Source organism: Mycobacterium sp. NPDC006124 (assembly GCF_040614235.1).
Classification (GTDB): domain Bacteria; phylum Actinomycetota; class Actinomycetes; order Mycobacteriales; family Mycobacteriaceae; genus Mycobacterium.
The window spans coordinates 503,611-529,983 of sequence record NZ_JBEXUA010000002.1; the positions used below are offsets into that span (position 1 = coordinate 503,611).

23 protein-coding genes are annotated in these 26,373 nt (G+C 68.3%); 7 read left to right on the top strand and 16 right to left on the bottom strand.

Annotation, left to right across the window (positions count from 1 at the left end; genetic code table 11):
* The first annotated feature begins 17 nt into the window (after positions 1-17).
* On the top strand, positions 18-1,196 hold the full coding sequence (locus ABZ195_RS06250) for a pyridoxal phosphate-dependent aminotransferase (RefSeq protein WP_355215826.1): 1,179 nt from the start codon (positions 18-20) through the stop codon (positions 1,194-1,196).
* Here the strand turns inward: ABZ195_RS06250 and ABZ195_RS06255 are convergent.
* From ABZ195_RS06255 to ABZ195_RS06265, 3 genes are all read right to left on the bottom strand, one after another.
* Positions 1,180-3,357, bottom strand: coding sequence for an EAL domain-containing protein (locus ABZ195_RS06255; protein ID WP_355215828.1), 2,178 nt, complete (start codon positions 3,355-3,357; stop codon positions 1,180-1,182). The genes ABZ195_RS06250 and ABZ195_RS06255 overlap by 17 nt on opposite strands.
* A gap of 360 nt (positions 3,358-3,717) precedes the next feature.
* Positions 3,718-4,464, bottom strand: a complete 747-nt coding sequence (locus ABZ195_RS06260; RefSeq protein WP_355215830.1) for a 3-hydroxybutyrate dehydrogenase — start codon at positions 4,462-4,464, stop codon at positions 3,718-3,720.
* Positions 4,461-5,810: an MFS transporter gene (locus tag ABZ195_RS06265; protein WP_355215832.1), complete on the bottom strand. Its 1,350-nt coding sequence runs from the start codon at positions 5,808-5,810 to the stop codon at positions 4,461-4,463. Before ABZ195_RS06265 ends, ABZ195_RS06260 begins: the two co-directional genes overlap by 4 nt.
* A gap of 73 nt (positions 5,811-5,883) precedes the next feature.
* Between ABZ195_RS06265 and ABZ195_RS06270 the strand changes: the two genes are divergently transcribed.
* A complete protein-coding gene (locus ABZ195_RS06270; RefSeq protein ID WP_355215834.1) occupies positions 5,884-6,840 on the top strand; it encodes a LysR family transcriptional regulator in 957 nt (318 codons plus the stop codon).
* Here the strand turns inward: ABZ195_RS06270 and ABZ195_RS06275 are convergent.
* From ABZ195_RS06275 to ABZ195_RS06295, 5 genes are read right to left on the bottom strand one after another with little or no spacing between them, the layout of a single operon-like run.
* Positions 6,833-7,456, bottom strand: a complete 624-nt coding sequence (locus ABZ195_RS06275; RefSeq protein WP_355215836.1) for a TetR/AcrR family transcriptional regulator — start codon at positions 7,454-7,456, stop codon at positions 6,833-6,835. The two genes, ABZ195_RS06270 and ABZ195_RS06275, sit on opposite strands and share 8 nt — an antisense overlap.
* Before the next feature lie 47 nt (positions 7,457-7,503).
* Entirely contained in the window at positions 7,504-8,142 is a 639-nt protein-coding gene (locus ABZ195_RS06280) for a class II aldolase/adducin family protein (protein WP_355215838.1), read from the bottom strand.
* A gap of 11 nt (positions 8,143-8,153) precedes the next feature.
* A complete protein-coding gene (locus ABZ195_RS06285) occupies positions 8,154-9,419 on the bottom strand; it encodes an aminotransferase class III-fold pyridoxal phosphate-dependent enzyme (RefSeq protein WP_355215839.1) in 1,266 nt (421 codons plus the stop codon).
* 31 nt (positions 9,420-9,450) lie between these two features.
* Positions 9,451-10,437, bottom strand: coding sequence for a carbohydrate kinase family protein (locus ABZ195_RS06290; RefSeq protein WP_355215841.1), 987 nt, complete (start codon positions 10,435-10,437; stop codon positions 9,451-9,453).
* Positions 10,434-11,903 carry an APC family permease gene (locus tag ABZ195_RS06295; RefSeq protein ID WP_355215843.1) on the bottom strand — a complete coding sequence of 490 codons (1,470 nt, stop codon included), beginning with the start codon at positions 11,901-11,903 and terminating at the stop codon, positions 10,434-10,436. Before ABZ195_RS06295 ends, ABZ195_RS06290 begins: the two co-directional genes overlap by 4 nt.
* Before the next feature lie 178 nt (positions 11,904-12,081).
* Between ABZ195_RS06295 and ABZ195_RS06300 the strand changes: the two genes are divergently transcribed.
* Complete coding sequence (locus ABZ195_RS06300; RefSeq protein ID WP_355215845.1) at positions 12,082-12,861, top strand: alpha/beta fold hydrolase; 780 nt, start codon at positions 12,082-12,084, stop codon at positions 12,859-12,861.
* 22 nt (positions 12,862-12,883) lie between these two features.
* On the opposite strand, the gene hsaB is transcribed toward ABZ195_RS06300, so the two are convergent.
* Genes hsaB through hsaA form a run of 4 tightly spaced genes read right to left on the bottom strand, consistent with a single transcriptional unit; the run spans position 12,884 to position 16,452 of the window.
* Positions 12,884-13,447, bottom strand: coding sequence for a 3-hydroxy-9,10-secoandrosta-1,3,5(10)-triene-9,17-dione monooxygenase reductase subunit (gene hsaB / locus ABZ195_RS06305; RefSeq protein WP_355215846.1), 564 nt, complete (start codon positions 13,445-13,447; stop codon positions 12,884-12,886).
* Between the two features lie 8 nt (positions 13,448-13,455).
* Positions 13,456-14,367 carry an iron-dependent extradiol dioxygenase HsaC gene (hsaC, locus tag ABZ195_RS06310; protein ID WP_355215848.1) on the bottom strand — a complete coding sequence of 304 codons (912 nt, stop codon included), beginning with the start codon at positions 14,365-14,367 and terminating at the stop codon, positions 13,456-13,458.
* Positions 14,364-15,263: a 4,5:9,10-diseco-3-hydroxy-5,9,17-trioxoandrosta-1(10),2-diene-4-oate hydrolase gene (hsaD, locus tag ABZ195_RS06315; protein WP_355215850.1), complete on the bottom strand. Its 900-nt coding sequence runs from the start codon at positions 15,261-15,263 to the stop codon at positions 14,364-14,366. The genes hsaC and hsaD overlap by 4 nt, the downstream gene beginning before the upstream one ends.
* A gap of 4 nt (positions 15,264-15,267) precedes the next feature.
* A complete protein-coding gene (gene hsaA / locus ABZ195_RS06320; RefSeq protein ID WP_355215852.1) occupies positions 15,268-16,452 on the bottom strand; it encodes a 3-hydroxy-9,10-secoandrosta-1,3,5(10)-triene-9,17-dione monooxygenase oxygenase subunit in 1,185 nt (394 codons plus the stop codon).
* Between the two features lie 180 nt (positions 16,453-16,632).
* On the opposite strand from hsaA, the gene ABZ195_RS06325 reads away from it, so the two are divergent.
* Complete coding sequence (locus ABZ195_RS06325; protein ID WP_355215854.1) at positions 16,633-17,691, top strand: ferredoxin--NADP reductase; 1,059 nt, start codon at positions 16,633-16,635, stop codon at positions 17,689-17,691.
* A 38-nt stretch (positions 17,692-17,729) separates the two neighbouring features.
* On the top strand, positions 17,730-18,266 hold the full coding sequence (locus ABZ195_RS06330) for a hypothetical protein (RefSeq protein WP_355215856.1): 537 nt from the start codon (positions 17,730-17,732) through the stop codon (positions 18,264-18,266).
* 3 nt (positions 18,267-18,269) lie between these two features.
* Here the strand turns inward: ABZ195_RS06330 and msrA are convergent, their stop codons facing one another.
* Together msrA and ABZ195_RS06340 are read right to left on the bottom strand one after the other, a co-directional pair.
* Entirely contained in the window at positions 18,270-19,016 is a 747-nt protein-coding gene (msrA, locus tag ABZ195_RS06335) for a peptide-methionine (S)-S-oxide reductase MsrA (protein WP_355215858.1), read from the bottom strand.
* A 69-nt stretch (positions 19,017-19,085) separates the two neighbouring features.
* On the bottom strand, positions 19,086-21,206 hold the full coding sequence (locus ABZ195_RS06340) for an acyl-CoA dehydrogenase (RefSeq protein WP_355215860.1): 2,121 nt from the start codon (positions 21,204-21,206) through the stop codon (positions 19,086-19,088).
* Between the two features lie 292 nt (positions 21,207-21,498).
* Here ABZ195_RS06340 and kstR point away from each other — a divergent pair, with 292 nt between their 5' ends.
* Together kstR and otsB are read left to right on the top strand one after the other, a co-directional pair.
* Positions 21,499-22,104 carry a cholesterol catabolism transcriptional regulator KstR gene (gene kstR, locus ABZ195_RS06345; protein ID WP_263997519.1) on the top strand — a complete coding sequence of 202 codons (606 nt, stop codon included), beginning with the start codon at positions 21,499-21,501 and terminating at the stop codon, positions 22,102-22,104.
* 3 nt (positions 22,105-22,107) lie between these two features.
* Positions 22,108-22,893: a trehalose-phosphatase gene (gene otsB / locus ABZ195_RS06350; RefSeq protein WP_355215862.1), complete on the top strand. Its 786-nt coding sequence runs from the start codon at positions 22,108-22,110 to the stop codon at positions 22,891-22,893.
* On the opposite strand, the gene ABZ195_RS06355 is transcribed toward otsB, so the two are convergent.
* Both ABZ195_RS06355 and ABZ195_RS06360 read right to left on the bottom strand, forming a co-directional pair.
* Positions 22,890-23,990, bottom strand: coding sequence for a LacI family DNA-binding transcriptional regulator (locus ABZ195_RS06355; RefSeq protein ID WP_355215864.1), 1,101 nt, complete (start codon positions 23,988-23,990; stop codon positions 22,890-22,892). The two genes, otsB and ABZ195_RS06355, sit on opposite strands and share 4 nt — an antisense overlap.
* Before the next feature lie 30 nt (positions 23,991-24,020).
* A complete protein-coding gene (locus ABZ195_RS06360; protein ID WP_355215866.1) occupies positions 24,021-26,192 on the bottom strand; it encodes a hypothetical protein in 2,172 nt (723 codons plus the stop codon).
* Positions 26,193-26,373 lie beyond the last annotated feature (181 nt).

Consider the following 26,373-nt stretch of genomic DNA (forward strand, 5'->3'; position numbering starts at 1 on the left):
CCGCTAGCCTGGCTTGGATGAGTGATCGCATTGCGGTGCGGGCGGGCATTGCACCGTTCTACGTCATGGACGTGTGGTTGGCCGCCGCCGAACGGCAACGCTCCCACGGTGATCTGGTGAACCTGTCGGCGGGACAACCCAGCGCGCAGGCTCCGGCAGCGGTTCGCGCCGCCGCAGTCGACGCACTCGCCACCCACAACCTGGGTTACACCGTGGCACTGGGGATTCCGGAACTACGCGAGGCGATCGCCAAGTCCTACCCGCAGCGCTACGGCATCGAGGTCGACCCCGCGAACGTCGTCGTCACGACCGGTTCCACCAACGGATTCCTGTTGGCGTTCCTGGCCTGCTTCGACGTCGGAGACCGCGTCGCAGTGCCGAGCCCGGGTTATCCCTGTTATCGAAACATCCTCTCGGCGTTGGGGTGTGACGTCGTCGAGGTGCCCTGTGGGCCGCAGACCCGGTTCCAGCCGACGGTCGAGATGCTGGCCGCCATCGACCCGCCGATCACGGGCGTCGTGCTCGCCAGCCCCGCCAACCCGACCGGCACCGTCATCCCACCCGCGGACCTCGCCGCCATCGCCGCCTGGTGTGAACGATCCGGGGTGCAACTGGTCAGCGACGAGCTCTACCACGGGCTGGTCTACGACGGCGCGCCGCCGACGAGCTGTGCGTGGGAGACCTCGCGCGAGGCCATCGTGGTCAACAGCTTCTCGAAGTACTTCGCCATGACGGGCTGGCGGCTGGGCTGGCTGTTGGTGCCACCCGACCTGCACCGCGCAGTCGACCGCCTGGCCGGCAACTTCGCGATCTGTCCCCCCACGCTGCCGCAACTCGCGGGCGTGGCCGCGTTCACGCGAGGGTCCGTGGCCGAAGCCGACGCCCTCGTCAAGACATACGCCGCCAACCGGCACATCCTGCTCGAGGGCCTACCCAAGATCGGCCTGCCCCGGCTGGCGCCGGCCGACGGCGCGTTCTACGTCTACGCCGACGTCTCCGACTACTCGACCGACTCCCTGGACTTCTGCGCCCGCCTCTTGGCCGACACCGGCGTCGCGATCGCGCCCGGCATCGACTTCGACACCGTGCACGGCGGCGGCTACGTGCGAATGTCGTTCGCCGGCGCCACCTCTGACGTCACCGAGGCATTGCGTCGGATGGGGCCGTGGCTCGCCACGGCTACCGTCCGACCCTGACCGACCGATCCGCGACCGTGCGGCCATGTAACCAACGGTCCAATTCGTCCGGGGGTAGCGGCGGGCAGTGCACGTAGCCCTGGGTGATGTCACAGCCAATCTCACGAAGCGCGTGCAGGGTGGCGACGTCCTCGACCCCCTCGGCGACGAGCGAGGCTCCCAAGCTGTGCGCGAGCGCCACGGTCGACCGCACGATCGCGGTCGAACGAGGGTCTTCCAGCAGTCGCCCCACGAACACCCCGTCGAGCTTGAGTTCGTCCACGGTCATCTCCTGCAGGCGGGCCAGCGACGACCACCCCGTGCCGAAGTCGTCGATGGAGAGCTTCAGCCCAAGATCTTGCAGCGCCTTCACCACGGCGTGTGACCGCTGCGAATTAGAGGTCAGGACCCCTTCGGTGAGCTCCAGGATCAGCGCGCCAGCAGGGACGTCGTAGACGCTCAGCAGATGACCGATGTGGGACACGAGATCGGAGTCGAGGAGGTTGGTTGCCGACAGGTTGACCGCCACGGTCAAGTCGACACCCTGCTCGCGCCAGACGCGCACCTGACCCAGGGCTTGGTGCAGGACGGCCGTCGCGAGGGGGCGCATCAGTCCACCGCGTTCGACGTAGGGCAGGAACTCGTCGGGCTTCATCAGCCCCAGGGTCGGGTGCTGCCAGCGCACCAGCGCCTCGACGCTGTGCACGCTTCCGTCACAGGCGCGAATCTTCGGTTGGTAGTGGCATGTCATCTGTGCAGAGTTCATCGCCGACCGCAGCTCACCGATCATCCTGCGCTCCTCGGTCCGGCGCGAGTCGTAGGTGCTGTCGTACGAGGCGATTCGGGTCGGTAGCTCCTTGGCTCGATACATCGCGACATCCGCACGTTGCAGCAGATCCTCGGGATCATCGCAGTGCGCCGGGCAGAGCGCGACACCGATGCTGGCCTCCACCTCGACGGTCGCCTCGTCCAGAATGAAGGGCGCGGCCAACGCCTCGGCGACGCGCGCGGCCAATCCCTCCGCGGCGGCGAGATCTGCTCCGGCGGGCATCAGAATGGCGAACTCGTCGCCACCGACCCGGGCCAGGAGGTCGTCGGGTCGCACCGACTGGGCGAGCCGCCCGCCGACCTGGCGGAGCAACTCGTCACCGACATGGTGACCGAAGGCGTCGTTGACGGCCTTGAAGCGATCCAGGTCCATCAGGAGGAGTCCGGGTCCCGTGCCGCCCACGGTCCGGGACGCGAAGGCCAACGACGCCGTGGTCAGGGCATTCGACAGTGCCCGCCGGTTGCCTAGTTTGGTGAGGTCGTCCGTCATCGCGTGGCGGTGGCTGTCGACGAGCCTGCTTACTTCGAAGAACGCCATCGCGAATCTGGCGGCGACCATGATTAGCCCGATTGCGGCGAGCAGCACCGTCAACCTGGGCACCCCGCCATCGTCGACGACCAGCAGAACCATCAGAACGAGGGTGAAGAACACCTGGGGAGCCGCGTTACCCCTGAACGTGAGGTGGACATCGGGACGTCTCGGCTGAGGCGGCATCCAACTCGCGACCGCCAACATCAGGGCCGCAGCCGGTCTCAACGCATCGAACCAGCTACCGCGGAAGTAGGTGCCGTCCGCGACGTGAAACATGAACAGGACGTCGGCCACCGCGTAGAACACGAAGCCCGAGACGAGGAGGACCCAGCGCCGCTCGGCACGCCAACCAAGCACCGCGAGCGCACCGCCGGCGAGCGCGACGAGCAAGAGGTCGCCCGCCGGAAACGCCAGCGCCAGGATCACCTCGGCCGACGAGCCATTGGTCGCGGTGCGGTAGGGATCGAAGGCGATTGCCGCGACCGCGGCCACCGCCGAGCCGGCGATGAGCGCATCCAGCGACAGGGCCAGGGGACGGCGGCCCACCCGTGTCCGAAGCAGCACCAGTAGACCGGCGAGCAGCAGCAGATAGAAGACGAGCCACAGTGGCCGCAACGAATTGAGCGAGCCGAACGTCGAGTACAGCAGATTGCGGGCTGCCGGTAGGAACATCCCACCGGCGATCAGTCCCCAGGCCCAGCGCTCTTCGCGCACCGACCACGCCCGGATGGCTACCAGCGCGGCGGCCGCAACCATGAGCACCGGGTACAGCCAGCGGCCGGTCATCACGACGACGCCGATATTGCTGCGCACGATCGTCATGAAGCCGTATCCGATTACGCCGACCAGGAGCGTGGCCAACGCGACCTGAGCCCAGCGCGGGACATCAAATGACGACGACGTCAAATCGCGGGAATCTCGGCGCGACCAAACCCGTTGCGAAAATACGCTCCTCGATTTGGCAGCCGACGTCGACGCCAGCGGAACCTGCATGAACACCCACCTCGGCTCGTTCGCGGATCCAGCTTGCCCCGACCCTTCGACACGCCGTTCGTAGGATATTCACACAGTTTGCCAGAATCATGATCACAAGCACAACCGCTGAGCCAATGAGCACGCAAATGTCACACTTCGACGCTGCGGCTCCGATCGCCGACTTTCGCCAGATGCGCAACCAGGCGACTAGCGCGCGCTCCAACCGCCGTCCATCGTGTAGGACGCGCCGGTGACCATGCCCGCATCGGCCGACGACAGATAGCCGACCAGGGCCGCCACCTCCTCGGGCTCCACCAGTCGTTTGATCGCGCTCTCCGACAACAGGATTCGCTCGAGCACCTCCTGCTCGTCGATGCCGTGAGTACGAGCCTGGTCGGCGATCTGCTTGGTCACCAGCGGCGTCCGCACGTAACCGGGGTTGACGCAGTTACTCGTCACCCCGTGCGGCCCACCCTCGAGGGCCGTCACCTTGGACAGTCCCTCCAGGGCATGCTTGGCGGTGACGTAGGCGACCTTGAACTCCGACGCGCGCAACCCGTGCACCGACGAGACGTTGACGATCCGACCGAAGCCGGTGTCGTACATGTGCGGCAGAGCGGCGCGAATCAACAGGAACGGCGCCTCGACCATGAGCGCGAGCATGGACCGGAAGCGACCCGGGTCGAAGTCGGGGATCGGGTCGATGCTCTGCACGCCGGCGTTGTTGACCAAGACGTCGACGTCGAGGCGCAGGTCTTCCAGCGCCGTGACGTCGAGAAGGTCGACGTTCCAGGACTTACCGCCGATCTCCGAGGCAAGGGTCTCGGCCGCCGCGGCGTCGACGTCGGCGATCGTCACAGTGGCTCCGCGGCGCGCGAGCTCCCGCGCGCAGGCCGCGCCGATGCCGCTCGCGCCACCGGTGACCAGGGCGGTCCGTCCGGCGAGACCGGTCATCCGACCGTGGCCTGACGCTCCTCGGCGACCTCGACGGCGTCACGGTCGTCGAGCGACTTGAGGTCGATGCCCTTGGTCTCCCGGGTGAAGACGACCGCGATCAGCGTGATGCCACAGGCCAGGGCGAGGTAGATGGCGATCGGCACCGACGAGTCGTACACGTCGAGCAGCTTCACGGCGATGATCGGCGCCAGCGATCCGGCGACGATCGAGGTCACCTGATACCCCAGGGAGACACCGGAATACCGCATCCGGGTCGGAAACATCTCGGCCATGATCGCCGGCTGCGGCGCGTACATGACGGCGTGGAAGACCAGCCCGATGGTGACCGCCGCGGTGACCACCGCGTAGTTGCCGCTGTTCATCATCGGGAAGGCGAAGAAGCCCCACGTAGCACCCAGGACCGCGCCGGCGAAGTACACCGGGCGCCTGCCGATGCGGTCGGCGAGCTTGCCGACCAACGGAATCACCGCGAAGTGCACCGCATGCGCGACGAGCAGGTACCAGAGGATCGAACTGGTGTCGGCACCCACCTGAACCTTGAGGTAGGTGATCGAGAACGTCACGACCAGGTAGTACATGATGTTCTCGCCGAAGCGCAGGCCCATCGCGGTGAAGACGCCGCGCGGGTAGCGCTTGAGCACCTCGACGACGCTGAGCGACGTCGCCTTGAGTCGCTCGGCCTCCTGCTGCGCCTCGACGAAGATCGGCGCGTCGGTGACCTTGGTGCGGATGTAATAACCGACCAGTACGACGACCGCGGACAGCCAGAACGCCACCCGCCAGCCCCACGACAGGAAGGCGGCGTCGGACAACGTCGTGGTCAGCACCAGCAGCACGATGGTCGCCAACAGGTTGCCCGCCGGCACGCCCGCCTGCGGCCAGCTCGCCCAGAAGCCGCGTTCCCGGTTGGGGCTGTGTTCGGCGACCAGCAGCACGGCCCCGCCCCACTCCCCGCCGACGGCGAAGCCCTGGATGAAGCGCAGCGCCACCAGCAGCGCCGGCGCCCAGTAGCCGATCTGCCCGAATGTCGGAAGACAACCCATCAGGAACGTCGCGGCCCCGACCAGCAACAGGGAGAATTGCAGCAGCTTCTTGCGGCCGTACTTGTCGCCATAGTGGCCGAACACCACGCCGCCGAGCGGGCGGGCGATGAAGCCCACCGCGTAGGTGACGAAGGCCGCGAGGATGGCGTCGAGATCGCTGGTGGTCGGCGAGAAGAACACCTTGCTGAAGACGAGAGTGGCGGCGGTGCCGTAGAGGAAGAACTCGTACCACTCGACCACCGTGCCCGCCATGGATGCGGCGACGACGCGACGCAACCCGGTCGGTACTGGCTTGCCCATCTGACTTCTCCCACTCCCTGTGACGCGGCCCACACTGGTCTTCTGAGTATTCCTGCACCTCGGCGCGGTCGCAATGCCCATCGGTGCAGTCGCCGTCTGCGAAAATGCAGACGTGTCCGAGTCGAAACGCCCGAGCGCCGACGACCTACTGATCCTGCTGGCCGTCGGTCGATCGGGGCGCTTCGTCTCCGCCGCCGACGAACTGGGCCTCAACCACACCACGATCTCGCGCCGCATCGCCGCTCTCGAACGATCCGTCGGCGGCCGACTTCTGGTCCGCAGCGCCTCGGGGTGGGAGCTGACTGAACTGGGCCGGGAGGCACTCGCCGCGGCCGAGACCGTCGAATCCGCCATGCGTTCGCTGGTCGGCCCCAGAGGCGCGCGGGCACTGGAGGGCGTGGTGCGCATGTCGGCGACCGACGGGTTCAGCGCCTACGTCGCGGCCCCGGCGGCAGCCGACGTCCAACGGCAGCACCCGCTGGTGTCGGTGGAGATCGTCGCCGCCACCCGCCGGGTCACTCAGCAACGCTCGGGCCTCGACCTCGAGGTCGTCGTCGGCGAACCACAGGTGCACCGCGCCGAGGCCACCCGCCTCGGTGACTACCGGTTAGGTCTGTACGCATCACGCGGCTACCTCGCCGCACACGGCGCCCCGTCCGACAGGGCCGATCTCGCCGCTCACCCGCTGGTCTACTTCATCGACTCCATGCTGCAGGTCGACGACCTCGACCTGGCCCGCACGTTCGCTCCCGCGATGCGGGAGTCGGTCACCTCGACCAACGTCTTCGTCCACGTCGAGGCGACGCGTGCGGCGGCCGGGCTTGGACTACTGCCGTGCTTCATGGCCGATCGCCACGACGACCTGGTTCGCGTGCTCGCCGACGACGTCGGCCTGCTGCTGAGTTATTGGCTCGTGGCCCGGTCGGAGACCCTGCGCCGGCCCGAGGTCGCGGCTCTGGTCGACGCCATCCGCGCCCGCATGGACGACCAGCGCGACGTGCTGCTCGGCACGCAGGCCCCCGTCACGTAGCGACCGACTCCATGGGCGCGTCCACGCGAAATCCCAAGGCCGCCAATTGCGCACGCATCAACGTCTCCTGATGGGCCGACGGGAGTCGCTGGGGAAACAGCTCCGCGTGCACCGAGATGCCGTCGATGACCGCGATGAGCAACTCGGCGACGTCGGCGTCGGTCAGCTCGCTGTCGAGCCGCCCGGCCCGGCGGACGTCGGCAATCAGACCGCGCAGCTTGGTGAGCAGTTCACTGGCCGCCTCGCGCTGGAATTCCCGCAGCGCCGGGTTGGACAGGGCACGCGGCCAGAACGTGATCTCCATCAATGTCTCCACGCGGCGTTCACCGTCGAGGGGAAGGTTCTGCATCAACATCGCCCACAGCTGGCCGACCTCGTCCTTGCCGCGCATGCTCTCGGCCAGCCGGTCCATGAACTCGCGGTGAGTCTTCACCAGGATGGACTGCAGGATGTGGTCCTTGTCCTGAAAGTAGTGGCTCAGCACCCCGTTCGAGTAACCCGACTCGTGCGCGATCGCCCTCGTCGTCGTGTGGTCGAGACCCACGTCGACGATGACCCGGATCGCGGCGCTCAGGATCTCCTCGCGACGTTCGTCGTGGTCGACGATCTTCGGCATGGCGTCCCCTCGGGTGGTGTCTGACCCGAGTGTATGGCGCGCGCGATTCAGCGACCGTAGGACAGTCGACTGGACTGCTCGGCCACCGCCGCCAGGTCATCGTCGCTCAGCAGCGCGGGCGTGCCAAGACTGCTGGCCGCGAGGTGCACGTCGCATAGCCACTCGATCAGGCACGCGTGCTCGACGGCCTCGGCGACCGACCGCGCACTGCTCACCGCGCCGTGGTTGCGCAGCAGGACGGTGCCGAAGCCCTCGGCGATGCGGTCGCCGACGGCCGCGGCGAGCTCGTCGCTTCCGAAGAGGTGGTACGGGACAGTGGGAATCGAACCGCCCAGCCGCGCGAGGTTGTAGTGCACCAACGGCATTCGATCGCACACCAGACCCACGGCGACCGAACTGCGGCCGTGGGTGTGCACGACCGCCCGAGCCGAGGAACGTCGGTAGACGCCCAGGTGCAGCCCGGTCTCCGACGACGGTCGAGCACCGCGCAGCACCTCACCGTCGAGGGTGAGGACGGTGACGTCCTCCGGCACGGCGGTCTCGAAGCGCAGGCCCGCCCGGGTGACCAGGACGTGCTCGGCGGTTCGCGCGCTGACGTTGCCTGCGCCCGCCAAAGCCACCCCCCGGGTTGCCAATTCGCGACAGGCCAGGGCGACCTCACCCTGCAGCTCGCGAAGCTCGACCACCGACTCCCCCACTAGGCCAAGCCACGTTGGTGACGGGCGCGCAGTCCGGCGAAGGCCCCCTCGAGTCCGGTCAGCGCCATGTCCAGGTCGTCCGGCGTCGTCGCAGCCGAGACGAACCAGTTGTGCTTGGGGTGGACGTAGACGCCACGGGCCTGCGCCTCGGCGCTGAACGCGATCGACAGCTGGTAGTCGACGTCGTTGGCGAACAACAGGTTTGGCATCTGAGCCGGCCCGGTGTAGCGGACGTCGAATCCCCATCTGGTCGCGGCCTCCAGGACACCGGAACGCAACTGCAGGCCGACGTCCCTCATCGTCGCCACCGCGTCACGACGCGCCAGTTCGTTCAACGTCGCCAAGCCCGCGGCCATGGCGACCGCTCCCATCCAGAACGACCCGGTGACGAAGATGCCGCCCGCCGCGTCGCGGTAGCGATCGGTGCCGGTGACCGCCGCCAGGGGGTACCCGTTGGCGATGGCCTTGCTCCACGGCGTCAGGTCCGGGTAGACGCCGAACGCGTCCCAGCTGCCCCCGTGGTTCAGGCGGAAGCCGGCGCGCACGTCGTCGAGGATCAACGCCGCACCGATCTCGTCGCAATACGCCCGTACGTCGCGCGCGAAGGTGGGATCGGCGAGTTCCTGGTCGAATCCGGCGTCATGCCGGAACGGGCTGACGATGACTGCGGCGACGTCGGCCGCACGCTCGCCGACCGCGTCGCGAATGGAGGCAATGTCGTTGTACCGGTAGCGCAGGAGGTTCGCGCGATCCGCGGCGGTGACGCCCGCCGGGAACGGCGTGCACCAGGGCGCGGCCCCGTGATAGGCGCCCTCGGCGACGAGGATGACGTCGCGCTTGGTCTCGGCGCGGGCGATGGTGCAGCACATGGTCGTCGCGTCCGTGCCGTTCTTGGCGAACATCGCCCAGTCGGCGTTCTCGACGGTCCGCACCAGCTCCTCGGCCAGTTCGACCATGATGGGCGCGGGGCCGTTGAGGCAGTCGCCCCGGCGGCGCTGATCCTCGGCCGCCTGCTCGACCACCGGATCGTGGTGGCCGAGGATGACCGGGCCCCAACTGCACATCAGGTCGACGTACTCGTTGCCGTCGACGTCCCAGAGGCGCGCTCCGCGCGAGCGCGCGACGAACTGCGGGATGGCCGGCAGCGCGTTCATGTTCTGGTGGCCGTACATGCCGTTCGGGACGACGGCGTGGGCGCGCCGACGCAGTTCGGCGTCGACGCTGCGCTGGCGCCGGTCGACGTTCGTGCCGAGTTCGGTGGTCATGGTGTCCTACTCCTCCGGTCGAGCATGGATGTCAAACGTGGTCGACGGTGCGCCGAATGCGTTCGGCGGCATCGGGTTCGCGTACGGCGATCACTGCGAGGACGCCGGCGAGGTCCTCGATGCCCGCGTCCGAGCCCAGACCGGACGCCACGAGGGCTCCGCAGGCGCACCCCAGCAGCGCGGCATCCTCGGGGTCACAGCCGGCCAGCAGGCCGGTGATCATGCCGGCGTTGAAGGAGTCCCCGCATCCGGTGGTGTCGACGACCGTCGTCGGGAACGCGGGCACCCGGGTGGGGGCCGCGTCGGGGCGCACCAGCAGCGCGCCGTCGGCGCCGACGGTCACGGCCACCGCACCGACCCCGCGGGCGAGCAGCACCCTCGCCGCGTCGACCAGATCGTCGACGCCGGTCAATCCGCGCAGCTGCTGATCGTTGGGCATGAACCAATCGACCAGCAGCAGAAGCGAACCCAGTAGGTCGAGAGTCGCCGGTGTCGCCGGGTGCAGCAGGTCGACGAAGATGGGCTTACCGGCGGAATGCACCGCCTCGAGCAGGGCGATGCCGGCGGGCTCGAGAAGCCTCGGCATGGTCTCCGGCCCGCCGAACAGAACCGCGTCACAGGCCAGAAGGTCGGCACCGCGGACGTCGTCTGCGCACGTCGACGGCGTGACCCCCGGGACGTGCAGGGCCGGCCGTTCGCCGTTGGGGCGGATCGGCAGGATCGTCGACGACGTCACCCCGCCAGGTCGCGTCACCAGCCCGGCGACGTCCACCCCGTGTGCCGAGAGCTGCGTCTGAAGCAGGTGGCCGAGCACGTCGTCCCCGATCGCGGCGAACGAGGAGACCGCACACCCGAGCTTGGCCAGGTCGACGGCGGCGCCGCCGCCGGTGCCCGCGACCGTCACGCGGATCTCGTCGAGCAGGACACTGCCTTGGCCGTCTGGAATGTGCGAGACCGGCCGCCCGAGCACGTCGATGAGGTGCGGTCCGACGACCGCGACGGAACCCGGCGTCCTCATGCGTGCCCGTGCGGTACGGGCACTGGGTCGAAGTCGACCACGGCGTCGCGGCGGAGGCGGTGCACCACGAATCCGACGACGAACGCGAGCGGAATCAACCACGGCAGCAGGTTGGGGACGGTGTCCTCGGTGCCCGTCAGGACGGAGTAGTTGGCGATGATCAGGCCGGTGGCCACCAGCAGACCTGCGGCCCCGATCAGGGGCGCTGCCAACGTCTTCCAGAGCCGGCGGTCCTTGCGCCGACGGAAGAACACCACCACGGTGACGGCCACCGCGCCCTGCATGGCGACGATGCCGACGGTGAACAACCCGCCGAGGCTGGTGTAGACGCCCAGGTAGGGATCGGCGCCGAGGAGGACGAAGACCGCCACCAGGACCGCCGTCAGGACCGAGAGCGCCTCGCTGGCCCGGGCCGGCCCCTGGTACCGGGCGTGCAGTCCGCCGAGGAATTTCGGCATGGTGCCCTGCGTACCCATCGTCTGCAGATACCGGGTGGTCGCGTTGTGCAGTGCGACCAGCGACGCCAGCACGCTGGTGAGGAAGAAGACCTGCATCAACGTCGTCAGGAGGGGGCCACCCTGTTGACCGGACAGCACGAACAGGAGGTCGCCTTGGGATTCGTTGGCCGTCGGCACGATCTGGTTCACGCCGATCGAGCCGACGATGAGCCAGACGGTGAGGAAGTAGAACACCGAGATGACGCCGACGCAGAGGTAGATCGCGCGGGGCACGGTCTTGCCGGGGTTGCGAGCCTCGTTGGCGTAGATGACCGCCGACTCGATGCCGATGAACGAGGTGAAGGCGATCATCAACGCCGGACCGATGCTGCCCGAGAACACGTGCTGGGGCGTGAATATCTCCAACGGCAGTGCAGACAGGCCGTCGTGCGCGAGGATCAGGACGTCGAGCACGACGAGCATCGCGAATTCGGCGACGATCATCACGAGCAGGACGCTGGCGCTCAGGTCGGCAGCGTGTCTGCCCAGCACCCCGACGATGAGCAGCGCCACCACGGAGTACAGCCACCAGGGCAGATGCAGACCGTGTCCCTGGGCGATGACGTCGGCGAAATATCCTGCGGCCGCCGTGATTCCGATGGTGCCAGCCCCGTAGGCAAGAGTGGTGGCGTAGGCGGCACCGAGTCCGGCGCCGGGCCCGAACCCCGCGTGCACGTAGCGGGCGAACCCGCCGCCGCCGGGAACCGCGCGGTTGATCGCCACGTATCCCACCGCGAAGCACCCGAGTACCAGACCGGCGACGACGAAGATGATCGGGAGCCCCGCGCCGTTGCCCAGCGTGAACCCGATCGGGGTGTTTCCGATGACCGATCCCAGCGGGGCGGACCAGGCGATGACGAGCAGTGCCACTCGCCCCGTCCCCAGGTTGGCCTTGTATTGCGTTGCGCCCGGCCCTGATTGCGGCGTGGTGTCGTCGACGGTGGCGGCGGGTGGCGTGGGTGATGACATTCGGGCTTCTTCCCTGTGGTCGCGCAGGATTCATGCCGGATGGCTCGGGCGTCGGCGCCCGGTGATTAAAGTATGCGGACGTCCGAAATAAAACAATGGCCGGGCGAAATCCTTAACGCGTTGGCAACACACGGCGCGACCGCTTGCGGGATCGCCAGCCGCCTGATGGGCTCGACCAATGCCATTCCTGGACACCGACGACGGTCGCGCCTACTACCGGCATTGGGCCGCCCCCGACCCCCGGGCGGCGGTCGTCTTCCTGCACGGCTTCGGCGAACACACCGGCCTCTACCACCGGTACGGCTTCGCCCTCAACGCCGCGGGCGTCGACCTCTGGGCCGTCGACCAGTTCGGCCACGGCCTGACGCCGGGCGAGCGCGGAGACTTCGGATCTCTCGAGGCGAGCATCGCACTCGCCGACGGGCTGGCCGAACTGGCACGTACCGAGACACCCGGCGTGCCACTTATCGCCCAGGGGCATTCCTTCGGCGCGGTGGCGACGCTGTGGAAGGTGCTGTCCGCACCAGACGCGTACCCTGCCGCGGTGATCTCCGGAGCACCGCTGGTCCCGGTGCCCGGCCTGGTCGACGTGGACTCGACCTTCGAGATCGCGCCGACCCAGCTGTCGGCCGACCCGTTCTATCTCGACGCGATGGAGAACGACCCCCTGGCCTTCGTCGACGCCGACGGCGGCCCGCTGGCCCGCGAACTGGACCGGGGCTGGGACGCGTTCGGAGGCACCCTGCCCACGCTGGCCATTCCGGTGCTCGCCGTCCACGGCGTCGACGACCCGATCGCCCCCATCGGGGCGCTGCGGGCATACGCCGAACGGGTCGAGCCGTTGTCGCTGGTGGAGATGCCCGGCGGCGGCCACGACATCCTCAACGACACGAGCCATCGCGAGGTCGCGGATCACGTCGTCGGCTTCATCCACAGGAGTTGTGCACAGTGTGGATGAATTACACCGGTGTAGTTCCCGCCTAGAGCCAGGTGTCAGCCGTCGTCGCCGTCAGGAACGCGTCGAGGTCGTCGCGCCACTGCGCCGGCGTGTTCTTGTCCGGCTCGATGCCGGTGTACTCACCGCGGTAGAACAGCAGCGGACGGGGCTTCTCCTTCGCGGGCTCCGACATGTCGTGCACCGCGCCGAACACCACGAAGTGGTCGCCGCCGTCGTGCACGGAGGCCACGGTGCAGTCGATGTGCGCCAGGGCTCCCGCGAGAACCGGCGAGCCCAGGTGTGACGGCGTCCAGTCCACGCCCGCGAACTTGTCCGGCTCCCTGGACCCGAAGCGCGCCGAGACGTCCTTTTGGTCCTCGTGCAGGACGTTGACGCAGAACTTCCCGCTGGCTTCGATCGCCTGCCAGGAACGCGACTGCTTCGTCGGGCAGAACAGCACCAGCGGCGGATCCAGCGAAAGAGCCGCGAACGACTGACACGCGAAGCCGACGGGCTCGTCGTCGTGCACGGTGGTGATGATGGTGATGCCCGTGCAGAACTGCCCGAGCACGTGGCGGAACGTGCGGGCGTCGATGGGCTGGGACACGGTCGGCGCTACTTGAAGCCGACGCTGAAGTCGTGTCCCCACAACGACACCGCGGTGCTCTCCCGAGCCACCCAATTGGTGTCTTCGACTTCGAGCCCCTCACAACCGAATTCGACGTCGAACCCGCCGGGCGTCTTCATGTAGAAGGACAACATCTTGTCGTTGACGTGCCGACCCAGCGTCGCCGACATCGGCACCTTGCGGCGCAGCGCGCGATCGAGGCACAGGCCGACGTCGTCGGCTTCCCCGACCTCCACCATCAGATGCACGATGCCGGTCGGATTGGGCATCGGCATGAAAGCCAGCGCGTGATGCCTCGGGTTGCAGCCGTAGAAGCGCAGCCAGATCGGATCGGCATCGGCAGGACGGCCAGCCAGTTGCGGCGGCAGGCTCATCGAATCCCGCAGCCGGAAGCCCAGCACATCCTGATAGAACGCTTGGGCCTCGGCATCGTCGTCGCAGGTCAGCACCACATGCCCGAGGCCCTGCTCGGCGGTGACGAACTCGTGGCCGTACGGGCTGACGAACCGGCGACCCAGATACTGGGCACCGTGGAACGCCTCCAGAACGTTGCCCGCGGGGTCGACGAACCGGATCAACCCCTCGACGCGTCGTTCGAGCTTGTCCTCGCGGGTGCCTTCGGTGAAGTCGACGCCGGCCTTGGCCAACGTCTCGCGCAAAGCCTGAAGAGCAGGCGCGTCGGCGACCTCCCAGCCGGAAACGAGCAGACGGTCGTGCTCGCCCGGCACGATCACCAGCCGGGCCGCCATCTCGTCCATCCGTAGATAGAGCGCGCCCTCGGTGGCTGCCATGTCGGGAGCGGAGCCTTCCACCATGCCCAGCACCTTCAGCGCAAACTCACGCCATGCCGACACATCGGTTGCCTCGATGCGCATGTACCCCAGCGCCTTGATGCTCATCGGCCAACCCCCAGGAAATCAATGGTCAGCTGGTTGAATTCGTCGAACTTCTCCAGCTGCGCCCAGTGCCCGCACTGTCCGAACACGTGCAACTGCACGCGTTGAATCTGCTTGAGCGCCACCAGGGCTCCGTCGATGGGGTTCACGCGGTCCTCACGGCCCCAGATCAGCAGAACCGGCTGGCGCAGCTTGTACACGTCGCGCCACATCATCCCGAGCTCGAAGTCCGCGCCGGCGAACGACTTTCCCATCGCCCGCGCCGCAGCCAACGACTCCGGCTGACTGGCGATCGCGAAACGTTCGTCGACCAACTCGGGCGTGATGAGGCTCTGGTCGAAGACCATGATGCGCAGGAACTTCTCCATGTTCTCGCGCGTCGGGTCGACGGTGAACTTGCCCAGCAGTTTGACGCCCTCGGTCGGATCGGGGGCGAAGAGATTGACGCTGAGGCCGCCGGGGCCCATCAGCACCAGTCGGCCCGCACGCTTCGGGTTGTCGAGCGCGAAGCGCACCGCGGTACCACCGCCGAGCGAATTGCCCACCAGCGCAGCACGTTCGATACCGAGATGGTCGAGCAGCGCCAGCAGGGCCAGTGAGCTGTACCGGTTGTACTGCTCGTGCTCGGTGTGCTTGTCGGAGAGCCCGTACCCGGGCTGGTCGACGGCGAGGACATGGAAGTGCTGCGCGAGCACGGCGATGTTCTTCGAGAAGTTCGACCAGCTCGACGCACCGGGGCCGCCACCGTGCAGGAGCACGACGGTTTCCGGATTGCCCACGCCCGCTTCGTGATAGTGCAGGCGCATGTCGCGCCCGTCCCCCGTCGCTCCGCTCGCCCCAGAACGCACCTGTGCGAAGCGCGACGTCGACTCGAACGTGATCTCCTGCAACGCAGTCATCGAGTCAGACCATCGTGTCGGCCGGCGGCAGCCCGAAGGCCTCGTTCCCGAAGATGAGGTAGGCGCGTTCCGGCTCGTTGGCGGCGTGCACCCGACCGGCGTGGGCATCACGCCAGAATCGCTGCACCGGCTTGTCGGTCTCCAATGCGGTGGCACCGGACGCCTCGAACAGAAGGTCGATCGACGCGATGGCGCGGGCCGTCGCACGCACCTGGTCGCGACGGGCGCGAGCCCGCAGTTCGAATGGAATCTCCTGCCCCGCCGTCAGCAATGCGTACTCCTCGCCGACGTTGCCGATCAACTGACGCCAGCCGGCGTCGATGTCGCTGGCGGCCTCGGCGATGCGCACCTTGGCGAACGGATCGTCCTTGGACTTCTCGCCGGCGAAGGCGGCGCGGACGCGCTTGCCCTGGTGCTCGACGTGCGCGTCGTAGGCGCCGTAGGCCATCCCCATGATGGGGGCGGTGATGGTCGTCGGATGCATGGTGCCCCAAGGCATCTTGTAGACCGGAGCCGTGTTGGTCTGCAAACCGCCCGCGGTCCGGTCGTTCATCGACTTGTAGGACAAGAAGCGGTGCTTGGGCACGAAGACGTCCTTGACCACGACCGTGTTGCTGCCGGTGGCCTTGAGTCCCACGACGTGCCAGACGTCGTCGATGCGGTAGTCCGACCGCGGGATCAGGAAGCTGCCGAAGTCGACTGGCCGACCGTCCTTGATGACCGGCCCGCCGAGGAACGCCCACGTCGCGTGGTCGCACCCGGAGGACCACTGCCACGCGCCGCTGACCAGGTAGCCGCCGTCGACGACGGTGCCCGCGCCCATCGGGGCGTAGGACGAGGAGATGCGGACGGAGCTGTCGTCGCCCCAGACCTCCTCCTGCGCCTGCTGGTCGAACAGCGCGAGGTGCCAGTTGTGGACGCCGATGATCGAGCTCACCCAGCCGGTGGAGCCGCATGCGCTGCCGAGCCGGCGGACCGCCTCGTAGAACGAGGTGGGGTCGCACTGCAGGCCACCCCACTGTTCGGGCTGCAGCAGCTTGAAGAATCCGGCCCGGTCGAGCTCGTCGATCGTCTCATCCGGGATGCGGCGGAGATCCTCGGCCGCCTGGGCGCGCTTGGCGATCAGCGGCAACAAATCGTCGATGCCGTCTAGGACCGATTGCACGTCGCGTTGTTCAATAGACGTCACTGGTTGCCTCCGGGCATGGTGGAGCGGATCAAGGACTTCACCAAGATTAGAACACGTTACGATTTGTGTCGAGCAAGTCGTTCCTATGATGGCTAGACCTGCGAAAGTGCATTTTTGTAACATGTTCTAGTTTTGCGCCTCGGCAGCGATGCAGACTCAACTACTGATGGAGGACCGACCGTGACGGACGAGCCGCTCGGCACCCACGTGCTCGAGCTGCGACTGGCCGACGTCGTCGAGGAGACCGCCGACGCGCGGTCGCTCGTCTTCGAAGTACCCGACGGATCGCAGATCCCCGCCGAACGGCTCCGCCACCAACCGGGCCAGTTCCTCACGCTGCGGGTGCCCAGCGACCGCACGGGATCGGTCGCCCGCTGCTACTCGCTGTGCAGCTCCCCGTTCGGCGACGAGGCGCTGACCGTCACGGTCAAGCGCACCGCGGGTGGGTACGCCTCCAACTGGCTGTGCGACAACGCGCACCCCGGCATGACGATGCACGTGCTGGCGCCCTCTGGCACGTTCGTGCCCACGACCCTCGACACGGACTTCCTGCTGCTGGCGGCGGGCAGCGGCGTGACACCGATGATGGCGATCCTCAAGTCAGCACTGTCGGAGGGCACCGGCAACGTCACCCTGGTCTACGCCAACCGCGACGAGAAGTCGGTCATCTTCGCCGGTGCGCTGCGCGACCTGGCCACGAAGTACCCCGACCGCTTCACCGCAGTGCACTGGATCGAGACGGTCCAGGGACTGCCGAGCGCCACCGCCCTGGTCAACCTGGTGGCCCCGTACGCCGAGCGTGAGACGTTCATCTGCGGGCCGGGTCCGTTCATGGTGGCGGCACGGGAGGCCCTCGACGTCGCCGGCGCCGCTCCCGAACGAGTCCACCTGGAAGTGTTCAAGTCCCTTGAATCCGACCCGTTCGCCGCGGTCGTCATCGAGGAGGACGACGGCGACGAGGAACCCGCGCGGGCGGTCGTGACCCTCGACGGCGAGACCCAGGACATCCGCTGGCCCCGCAACGCCAAGCTGCTCGACGTGCTGCTCGACAAGGGTCTCGACGCGCCCTTCTCGTGCCGCGAAGGCCACTGCGGCGCATGCGCGGTACTCGTCAAGAGCGGCGAGGTGCACATGGAGGTGAACGACGTGCTGGAGGCCTCCGACCTCGCCGAGGGATTGATCCTGGCCTGCCAGGCCAAGCCGGCATCCGATTCAGTCGAAGTCACCTACGACGAATGACCTGCGGGCTAACATTCGCTGGACCGCAGAGGAGCAACGTGAAGCGCAGGGCTGGAACTCTCGCGGCGATGTCGGCCACGATGCTGACGCTTGGCGTCCTCACCCCGACCGCGGAGTCTGCCGCAGCGACGAACACCGCCACCCGTGGCATCGCCATCGACGACACCCACACCGTCCAGATCCACGTCACGGCCAACTGCGTCAAGGCCGAGAACCGGTGCTACTTCGACACGCTGGCCGACGTCCTCACACCCGACGGCACCACCGGCTTCCCGTCGGACTTCTACGGCAAGCAGAACACCACCATCCGGTCTACGAACCGGTTGGTCTACATGGACGCGGACTTCGACGCCGCCAACACCCGGATGTTCAAGTCGATCAGCGACACCGAGTTCGCGACGGTGTACTTCGCGGGCAACCCGCCCGTCATGCGCGGCGACGCCCGCACCGTCCAAATCGAGACCGGGCAGCCGAACACCGACGCCGGCTTCATCGCCTGCGCCTACATCCAGGTGGTGTACGGCGGAATCAACCTGACCACGCCCACGGCCTGCGCGCAGACCACGTACTCCTGAGACTCAGCCGAGGTTGCCGACGAGAACGGGCTGTGCCCGGTACTCCGAGGAGAACAGCTCCTTGAGCGCGTCGACCTTCGGCATGTCGTTGGCCGCGATGTAGGCACTCGTCGGATGTGAGTTCAGGTAGTCCTGGTGGTACTGCTCGGCCGGGAAGAACCCCGTATTCGGCTCGACCTTCGTGACGATCGGGGCAGGGAACGTCTTGGCCGCCGACAGCTGCGCGACGTAGGCGTCGGCGATGCGCTGCTGAGTGGGGTCCTGGGCGAAGATCGCCGAGCGGTACTGCGTGCCCTCGTCGGGGCCTTGCCGGTCGAGTTGCGTCGGATCTTGCACCACCGAGAAGTAGATCTGCAGCAGCCGACCGAAGGTCACCTGCGACGGGTCATAGGTGATGCGCACCGACTCGGCGTGTCCGGTGGTGCCGGTGCTGACGGTCTCGTAGTCGGCAGTCGCCTGCTGCCCGCCCGCATATCCGGACTCGGCCATGGTCACGCCCTTGACGTGCTGAAACACCCCCTGAACGCCCCAGAAGCAACCCCCGGCGAGCACGGCGGTCTCCGAGGTGCCCGGTGTCGCCGTCGGTTCGTCGACCGCCGGTGCGGGAACCACGACGGGAGCCGCCGTCCCGATGCCGGCGAGCACCGCAGGGCTGGTGATCGCACCCGATTGCACCCCGATGAACACCGCGGCGACCACCCCGAGTGCGCCGAGACCACTGCCGAGGGTCAGCCTCGTCCGATTCGCCATCTCACCAGTGTCCCGCGGTCGCGGCGCCCGTGGTGGACGCGGTTGTTACCGGGGCCTGACGGAAGGCGGCTATCGCGGCAAGCCCAGCAGCCGCTCGCCAGCAAGATTCAGGAGGATCTGTTCGGTGCCGCCGGCGATCGACAGGCACCGGGTGTTGAGGAAGTAGCGCACGTCGGGCGAGTCCACGATGCCGGCGCCGTCGCGGGAGTCCATGATCGCCTCGGCGAGGTTCTGCCGGTAGCGCACCCCGATCAGCTTGCGCACGCTCGACGCGGCGCCCGGGTCGTGACCGCCGACCGCCATCTGCGCGATCAACGCATCCAGGAGCGCGCCGACCTGAGCCGCCACGATGAGCACGCCCAGGCGATCGGCCTCGGCCGGGTCGAGATCGCCCTCGAGCACCTCCAGCAGGTGTTCCATCCCCCGGTCGAGCGCCCCGCCGGTGGCGATCGCCACCCGTTCGTTGGCGAGCGTGGTGCGAGCCAGCGGCCACCCGCCGTCCACCGGGCCGACCACCATCTCGTCAGGCACGAAGAGGTCGTCGAAGAAGACCTCGTTGAAGAGGGCCTCGCCGGTGATCTCGCGCAGCGGCCGGATGTCGATGCCCGGTGACTTCATGTCCACCAGGAAGTAGGTGATGCCCTTGTGCTTCGGGGCGTCCGGGTTGGTCCTCGCCAGGCAGATGCCCCAGTCGGCGCGGTGCGCGTTCGACGTCCACACCTTTTGACCGGTGAGCGACCAACCGCCGTCGGTGCGAATAGCCTTGGTGCGCAACGCCGCCAGATCGGATCCGGCACCGGGCTCGCTGAACAGCTGGCACCAGTACACGTCGCCGTTGAGCGTGCCCGGGATGAACCGCTCGATCTGCTCGGCGCTGCCGTGACCCAGGATCGTCGGGGCCGCCCACCATCCGATCGAGATGTCCGGACGCACCACGCCCGCCGCCTCGAGCTCCTGGTCGATCACCAGCTGCTGCGCGGGTGAGGCGGCGCGGCCGTACGGCTCGGGCCAATGCGGCGCCATCAGGCCTGCCTCGGCCAGGGCGGTCTGCCGCTGCTCCTCGGGCAGCGCGGCGATGCCCGCGACGGTCTCGGCGACCTCGGCCCGGACGTCCTCGCCCCCGGTGACGTCGACGTGGAGCTGACGGCGGATGCCGTCGCGCGTGAGCGTGGCGCACCGCCGCAACCAGGTCGACCTGCCGCCGAGGAACTGGGCGTTGGCGTAGGCACGACGCATGAAGAGATGCGCGTCGTGCTCCCAGGTGATGCCGATGCCACCGAGCACCTGAATGCAGTCGCGGGCGTTGACCTTCTCGGCCTCGATGCCGATCGCCGAGGCGACCGCGGCCGCGATCGACAACTGGTCGGCGTCGCCGTCGACCACGGCGCCGGCGGCATCGGCCGCGGCGACGGCGACTTGCTGTGCGCGCAAGAGCATCTCGGCACACATGTGCTTGACCGCCTGGAAGCTGCCGATGGGCTTACCGAACTGCTCGCGCACCTTCGCGTACTCGGTGGCCGCCTCGAGACACCACCGCGACAGCCCACTGGCCTCGGCGGCCAGCACCGTCGCGGTCAGGTCGACGACCCGCTGGTGCGGTAGGTCGATTCTGGTGGCCGGCGCCGAGGACAACTCGACGCGGGCCAGGGGGCGGGAGAAGTCGGTGGCCTCCAGCGGCTCGACCGTCACCCCCGCGGCGGTCGCGTCGACGTGAACCCAGCCGTCATCGGACGGCAGCACGAGAATCCCGTCCACCACCGCACCGAGGACGTACTTCGCCGAGCCGGTCGCGGTCGCGCCGTCGAACGCGATGTCGGATCCGAGCGCCACTCCGGCGGTGCGCTGCCCGGAGATCAGGGCGTCGAGGAGCTTCTCGTCGGTGATCACCAGGGTCGCCAGCGCGGTCGTCGCGACCGGACCGGGCACCAACGCCGCGGCCGCTTCGTCGACCATCAGGCAGAGGTCCTCGACGCTGCTGCCGGCACCGCCGAGCTCCTCGGGCACGGCCACCCCGAACATGCCGAGTTGAGCCAGACCGTCGTACACCGGCCGCCACGATTCGGGGTCACCCGCCTCGACGCCACGCACCGCCGCGACGGCCCCCGACGAGGTCGCCCAATCCCGGACGAGCTCCCGCACGGCAAACTGATCGTCGGTGATGCTCGCGGACACCGAACCTGTCGAAGCCATCGTCGGGCCCTCCTGGGTCTTGGAGAGAAGACGGTGCTTCTCACTAGAACGTGTTCTAATGGTGACACTGTTCGAACGTCAAGTCGACTGCCATTACTCCAGGACAGGTCGGTGACCCGGGGGCACGGAGGTGGGACATTCCTGATTCGCGTGCGTATCGTTTTCACCTAATGCGTACTACGAAGGAGATGCCCACCGCATGTCCGGTTCATCCGTGCCAGCAAGCGATCGAGCACCAACTAGTTCGGGGCCTGGGTCGTCGTCGTCGACCGGCCCGCGCCAGGTGACCAAGGTGGCCGTCCTGGCCGAGTCCGAGCTCGGGTCCGAAGCGCAGCGCGAACGGCGCAAGCGCATCCTCGACGCCACCCTGGCCATCGCCTCCAAGGGTGGTTACGAGGCAGTTCAGATGCGTGCGGTCGCCGAGCGCGCCGACGTCGCCGTCGGAACCCTCTACCGCTACTTCCCCTCCAAGGTGCACCTGCTGGTTTCGGCGCTGGGCCGGGAGTTCGAACGCATCGACGCCAAGACCGACCGGGCGTCGCTGACGGGCGGCACGCCCTATCAGCGGCTCAACATCATGGTCGGAAAACTCAACCGCTCCATGCAGCGCAACCCGTTGCTCACCGAAGCCATGACCCGGGCGTTCGTCTTCGCCGACGCCTCGGCCGCGGGTGAAGTCGATCACGTCGGCAAGCTGATGGACTCGATGTTCGCCCGCGCGATGAGCGACGGCGAGCCCACCGAGGACCAGTTCCACATCGCTCGCGTCATCTCCGACGTCTGGCTGTCCAATCTGCTGGCCTGGCTGACCCGACGCGCCTCGGCCACCGATGTCAGCAAGCGTCTGGACCTCGCCGTCCGGCTGCTCATCGGCGACGGGGAACACCCTAAGATCTGACCCGTGGGTGACCTACCGGCAGACCTCGTCCGCGCACTCGACGAGGCGGCCGCCACCGAGCGGTTGCTCGTCGCCTCCGACTTCGACGGCACCCTTGCGCCTCTGGTCGACGACCCCGCCGACGCCCGGCCGCTGCCGCGCGCGGCCGAGGCACTGCTCGCGCTGGCCGACCTGCCGTCCACCGAGGTCGCCCTGGTGTCCGGGCGGGCTCTGGCCACCCTGCGGGAGTACTCCGGCATGCCGGCGAGCGTGCACCTGGTGGGTAGTCACGGGGCTGAGTTCGACACCCGCGGGCAGGAGCGAAGCGACTCGGGGAACGTGCCTGGTTTCGCGCTGGAGATCGACGAGGCACTGCTGGCGTCCATCGCCTCCGAACTCGACGCGATCGCCGCGGACCGGGTCGGGGTGACGGTCGAGACCAAGCCCGCCAGTGTCGCGATCCACGTCCGAAACGCCTCGGCGGCTGACGGCGCGGCGGCCCTCGACGCGGCCCGCACGGTGGGCGTCGCCTCGGGCGTCGAGATCACCGCGGGCAAGGACGTACTGGAGTTCGCCGTCATCTCCACCGACAAGGGCGAGGCGCTCGACGTGATTCGCACGCAGAGCGACGCGACGGCGGCGGTGTTCTTCGGCGACGACGTCACCGACGAGAAGGCCTTCCGCCGGATGGTCGGATCCGACGTCGGCGTGAAGGTCGGGCCGGGCGAGACCCTCGCTGCCTACCGAGTCGACTCCCCGGACGACGTCGCGGAGTCGCTGCACCACCTTCTCGAGCGACGGCGCGGCTAGGCCGGCGGGCCCGACGTACGTCCGCGCACCAGCTCGGTGCCGAGGATCTCCACCACGGGCAGGCCAGATCGCGGAGGGTTGTGCAGCAGCTCTCCTGCCCGACGGCCCTTTTCGACGCTGGGCTGGCGCACCGTGACCAATCCACGCGCCAAGGCGTCTGGGACGCCGTCGAATCCGGTGACGGTCATCTGCCCCGGCACGTAGATGCCTCGGCCGCGTAGATAGTCCATCGCCGAGAGCGCCAACACGTCGGTGGTGCACATCAACGCGGTGATTCGCGGGTTGATGTCCAATGCCACCTCGGCCGCCGCACCGCCAGATGTCGGCAGGTGTTCGCGACTCTCCACCACTGTCAGCGAATCCGCTTGCAGGCCTGCGGATTCCATCGCCTCGCGAGTTCCACGGATGCGTTCGCGCTGAACGTAGAAGTGCGGGTTGTCCATTCGGTCGTGATCGGCCTTCGCGGCCGCGGCATCGCCATGCGGCCATCCCCGTCCGAGACGCATCGTCAGCACGCCGATGTGGCGGTGGCCGAGCCCGATCACGTGGTCGGCGACGCTGCGCATCGCGGCGCGGTCGTCGATGCCCACGCACGAGGCGTCCGGGACGTCCCGCGGCTGGTCGACGACCACGATCGGCAACGCGCGTTGCTCGAGCACCTGCAGATAGGGATCGTCGTCGGAGGCCGAGTAGACGACGAAGCCGTCGACGCCGGCGGACAGCACTGCGGCGGTCCCGTCGCTCACGCTCCGGTTGGGACCCGCGGCCACCAGCAGCAACCCCTGCCCCACCGCCTCGCACGACTCTGCCAGTCCCGCCACGAAGTCCAGGGCAGCCGGATCCCGGAACGAATAGTTGAGCGGTTCGGTCAGAATCAGGCCGACCGCGCCCGCACGACGGGTGCGAAGCGAACGGGCGACGGGATCGGGTCCGGCGTACCCCAGCTGCTTGGCCGTGGCCAGGACGCGCTCGCGGAGGTCAGCCGACAGCTGATCGGGCCGGTTGTAGGCATTGGAGATGGTGGTGCGCGACACCTTCAGCTCGGCGGCCAACGACGCCAGGGTTGCGCGCCGGCGTGGCGCAGGTCCTCTGGACATGAAGTATGACGCTAGCTGATCCGATGCAGTTCACGCCGCCGACTGGGCTGCGTGGCGCACGCTGGTGATCACTCGCACCGTGCCGCCCATGACGTCGGAGACGTAGACGGTGCGACCGTCGCGGCTCGCGGCCATCAGCCCGGGCTGGATGCCGACCCCGACGTTCTCGACGGCGCGGTTGGTGGCGACGTCGACCACGGTGACGGTGCCACAGTGAATGTTGCTCAGGTACAAGCGATCACCACGCACGATCATGTCCACCGGCGTCGCCTCCGGCGGGATCGCGTCCAGGGCACGGGTGTCGGGGGCGACGTCCACCGCGGTGCTGGTGGACCGGTCGACGACGGTCAGCGCGTTGGTGGCGACGTTGACGACGTACAGCCGCTTGCCCACGACGGCGGCGTAGTACGGATAGCCGGCCGTCTCCGCGTCGTCGGCGGTGTTGGTCGTCTGGTCGAGCACCGCGACCGTGCCTCCGCCGTAGTTGGTGACGTACACGCGGTCGGCGGTCGCGGCGAGGGCGAACGGGTCTCCGCCGACGGGGATGCGGACGAGTTCGGTGTTGTCGGTCAGGTCTATCACCGACACGGTGCCGGCGAGATCGGCGACGTAGAGGTGGTCGTCGGTGACCTCCAGACCGATCGGGTTGGCGCCGACGTCGACGACATCGACGACCGCGTTGGCCCGGGCGTCGATCACCGACACCGTACCGTCGTCGGCGTTGCCGACGTAGAGCATCCGGCCACTGGCGGCCAACGCGAAGGGCATGCTGCCGACCTCGACCGAACCGATGACCGTCTTGGTCGACGCGTCGACCACCTTCACCGCGCCGTTGCCGGCTGCGTCGTCGGACCCGTTGAGCACGTAGAGCCGATCCCCGATGACCGCCATGCCGTAGGTCAGCCCCGTGCCGACGTCGATGGTGCCGCTGACGACGGCTTCAGCCGGGTCGACGGGCGCACGCACGCCGATCGTCCGTCCGTCGGACGTGCCGACGGCGAACGCCACGACACCGTCGCCCACACCGAGGTGGGTCGCCAACCGGGCGGCAGGGGTCGGGGTGAACGTCCAGTGCCCGGTGTCGGGGTCGACGGTGCAGGCGCCCAACCGTCGGTCGAGTTGGCCGACCAACGAATGCGTGGGCGGGGCAACGTCGTTCGAGTCGCCGAGGTCGACGTGCCCCTGGACGCGCCCCGTCGTCCGGTCGACCCGGTCGACCACGGCGCGGGGGGCCGTGGGGTCGGCGAGGACCATCTCGGTCTGCCTCGGCGCGGCGACCGCGGGCCGTCCTCGGTCCGCGAGACCGCCCTCGGATTGACGCCGCACCCAGGCGAGCATCGCCCAGAGCGACGGCGCGTCGACGGGGCTGCCCGGCACCGGCAGGACGAAGGGCGCCAATGCCGCGGCCAGGACGCCGGCGAAGGTCGCGATCGGTTCCCGCGCGGAGGTGTCCTCGGCGGGCGACGTGGCCACCGGGCGGGCGGCGACGGGCGCCGGCGCGGTTTCCCCACGGCCCCCGACGACTGCTCGTTCGTCGGCGCCGAACGAGTTTCGGACGGCGCCTCCGACGATCGAGACGACGGCTGTCACGGGAGACCGCATCGCCGACGCGAGAACGTCGGACGCGGTGCCGAGCAGATCGACGTCCGTCGACGGGGTCCTTTCACCACGCGCGGCGACGCGGGCCGTGGCCGGGGTCTCGATCTCGACGGCCTCGACCACGGGGACCGGTTCGACGGTGGTGGTCGGCGTGGCCGCGGTGGGCGCGGTGGGCGTGGTGGGCGTGGTCGCGGCGACCGACGAGTCCACCGGCGTCGTCGATTCCGGATTTCCCGGATCCGCGTCGTACTCGGTCGAGGTGAGCGCGCCGCCCGAACTTCGAATCGAGACGCCGGGCGTGGGCTCGAGCGTCGAACCCGTCGAACCAGCCGACCCGGAGGCCTGACCGGGGCCCGACGACACGTCCGACCCCGGCCCGGCAGCGACAGAGCCCTCCCCCGCAGGTGGTGTCGACCCCCCGGACGACACCACCTCGGGCTCCGTCTTCGAGTCTGGATCCCCCGATCCCAAACTCTCTACCTGTGACGCGCCGGGTGCCGGTTCGGCCGACGGATCGGCCAGCACGATGCCCGGGTGGATCATCGCCGCCGTACCGAGCCCGAAGGCAGCTGCGAGGCTCCCCGCGTATCGGAGGCGTTTCATCTTGCTCACCGCCGATGCCCCTCGCCGCTTCGCGCCCGACGTTGTCCTTCCGACGTCGTCTGCACCGATGATCGCCCCAATCGGCGGGCGGGCGCATCGGGGATTCCCCTATGGTTCTGCGCGCCGCGACCCCATGCGGGCGGCTCCTTTGCCGTCAGCAGGCCCCATGCCCTAACATTTT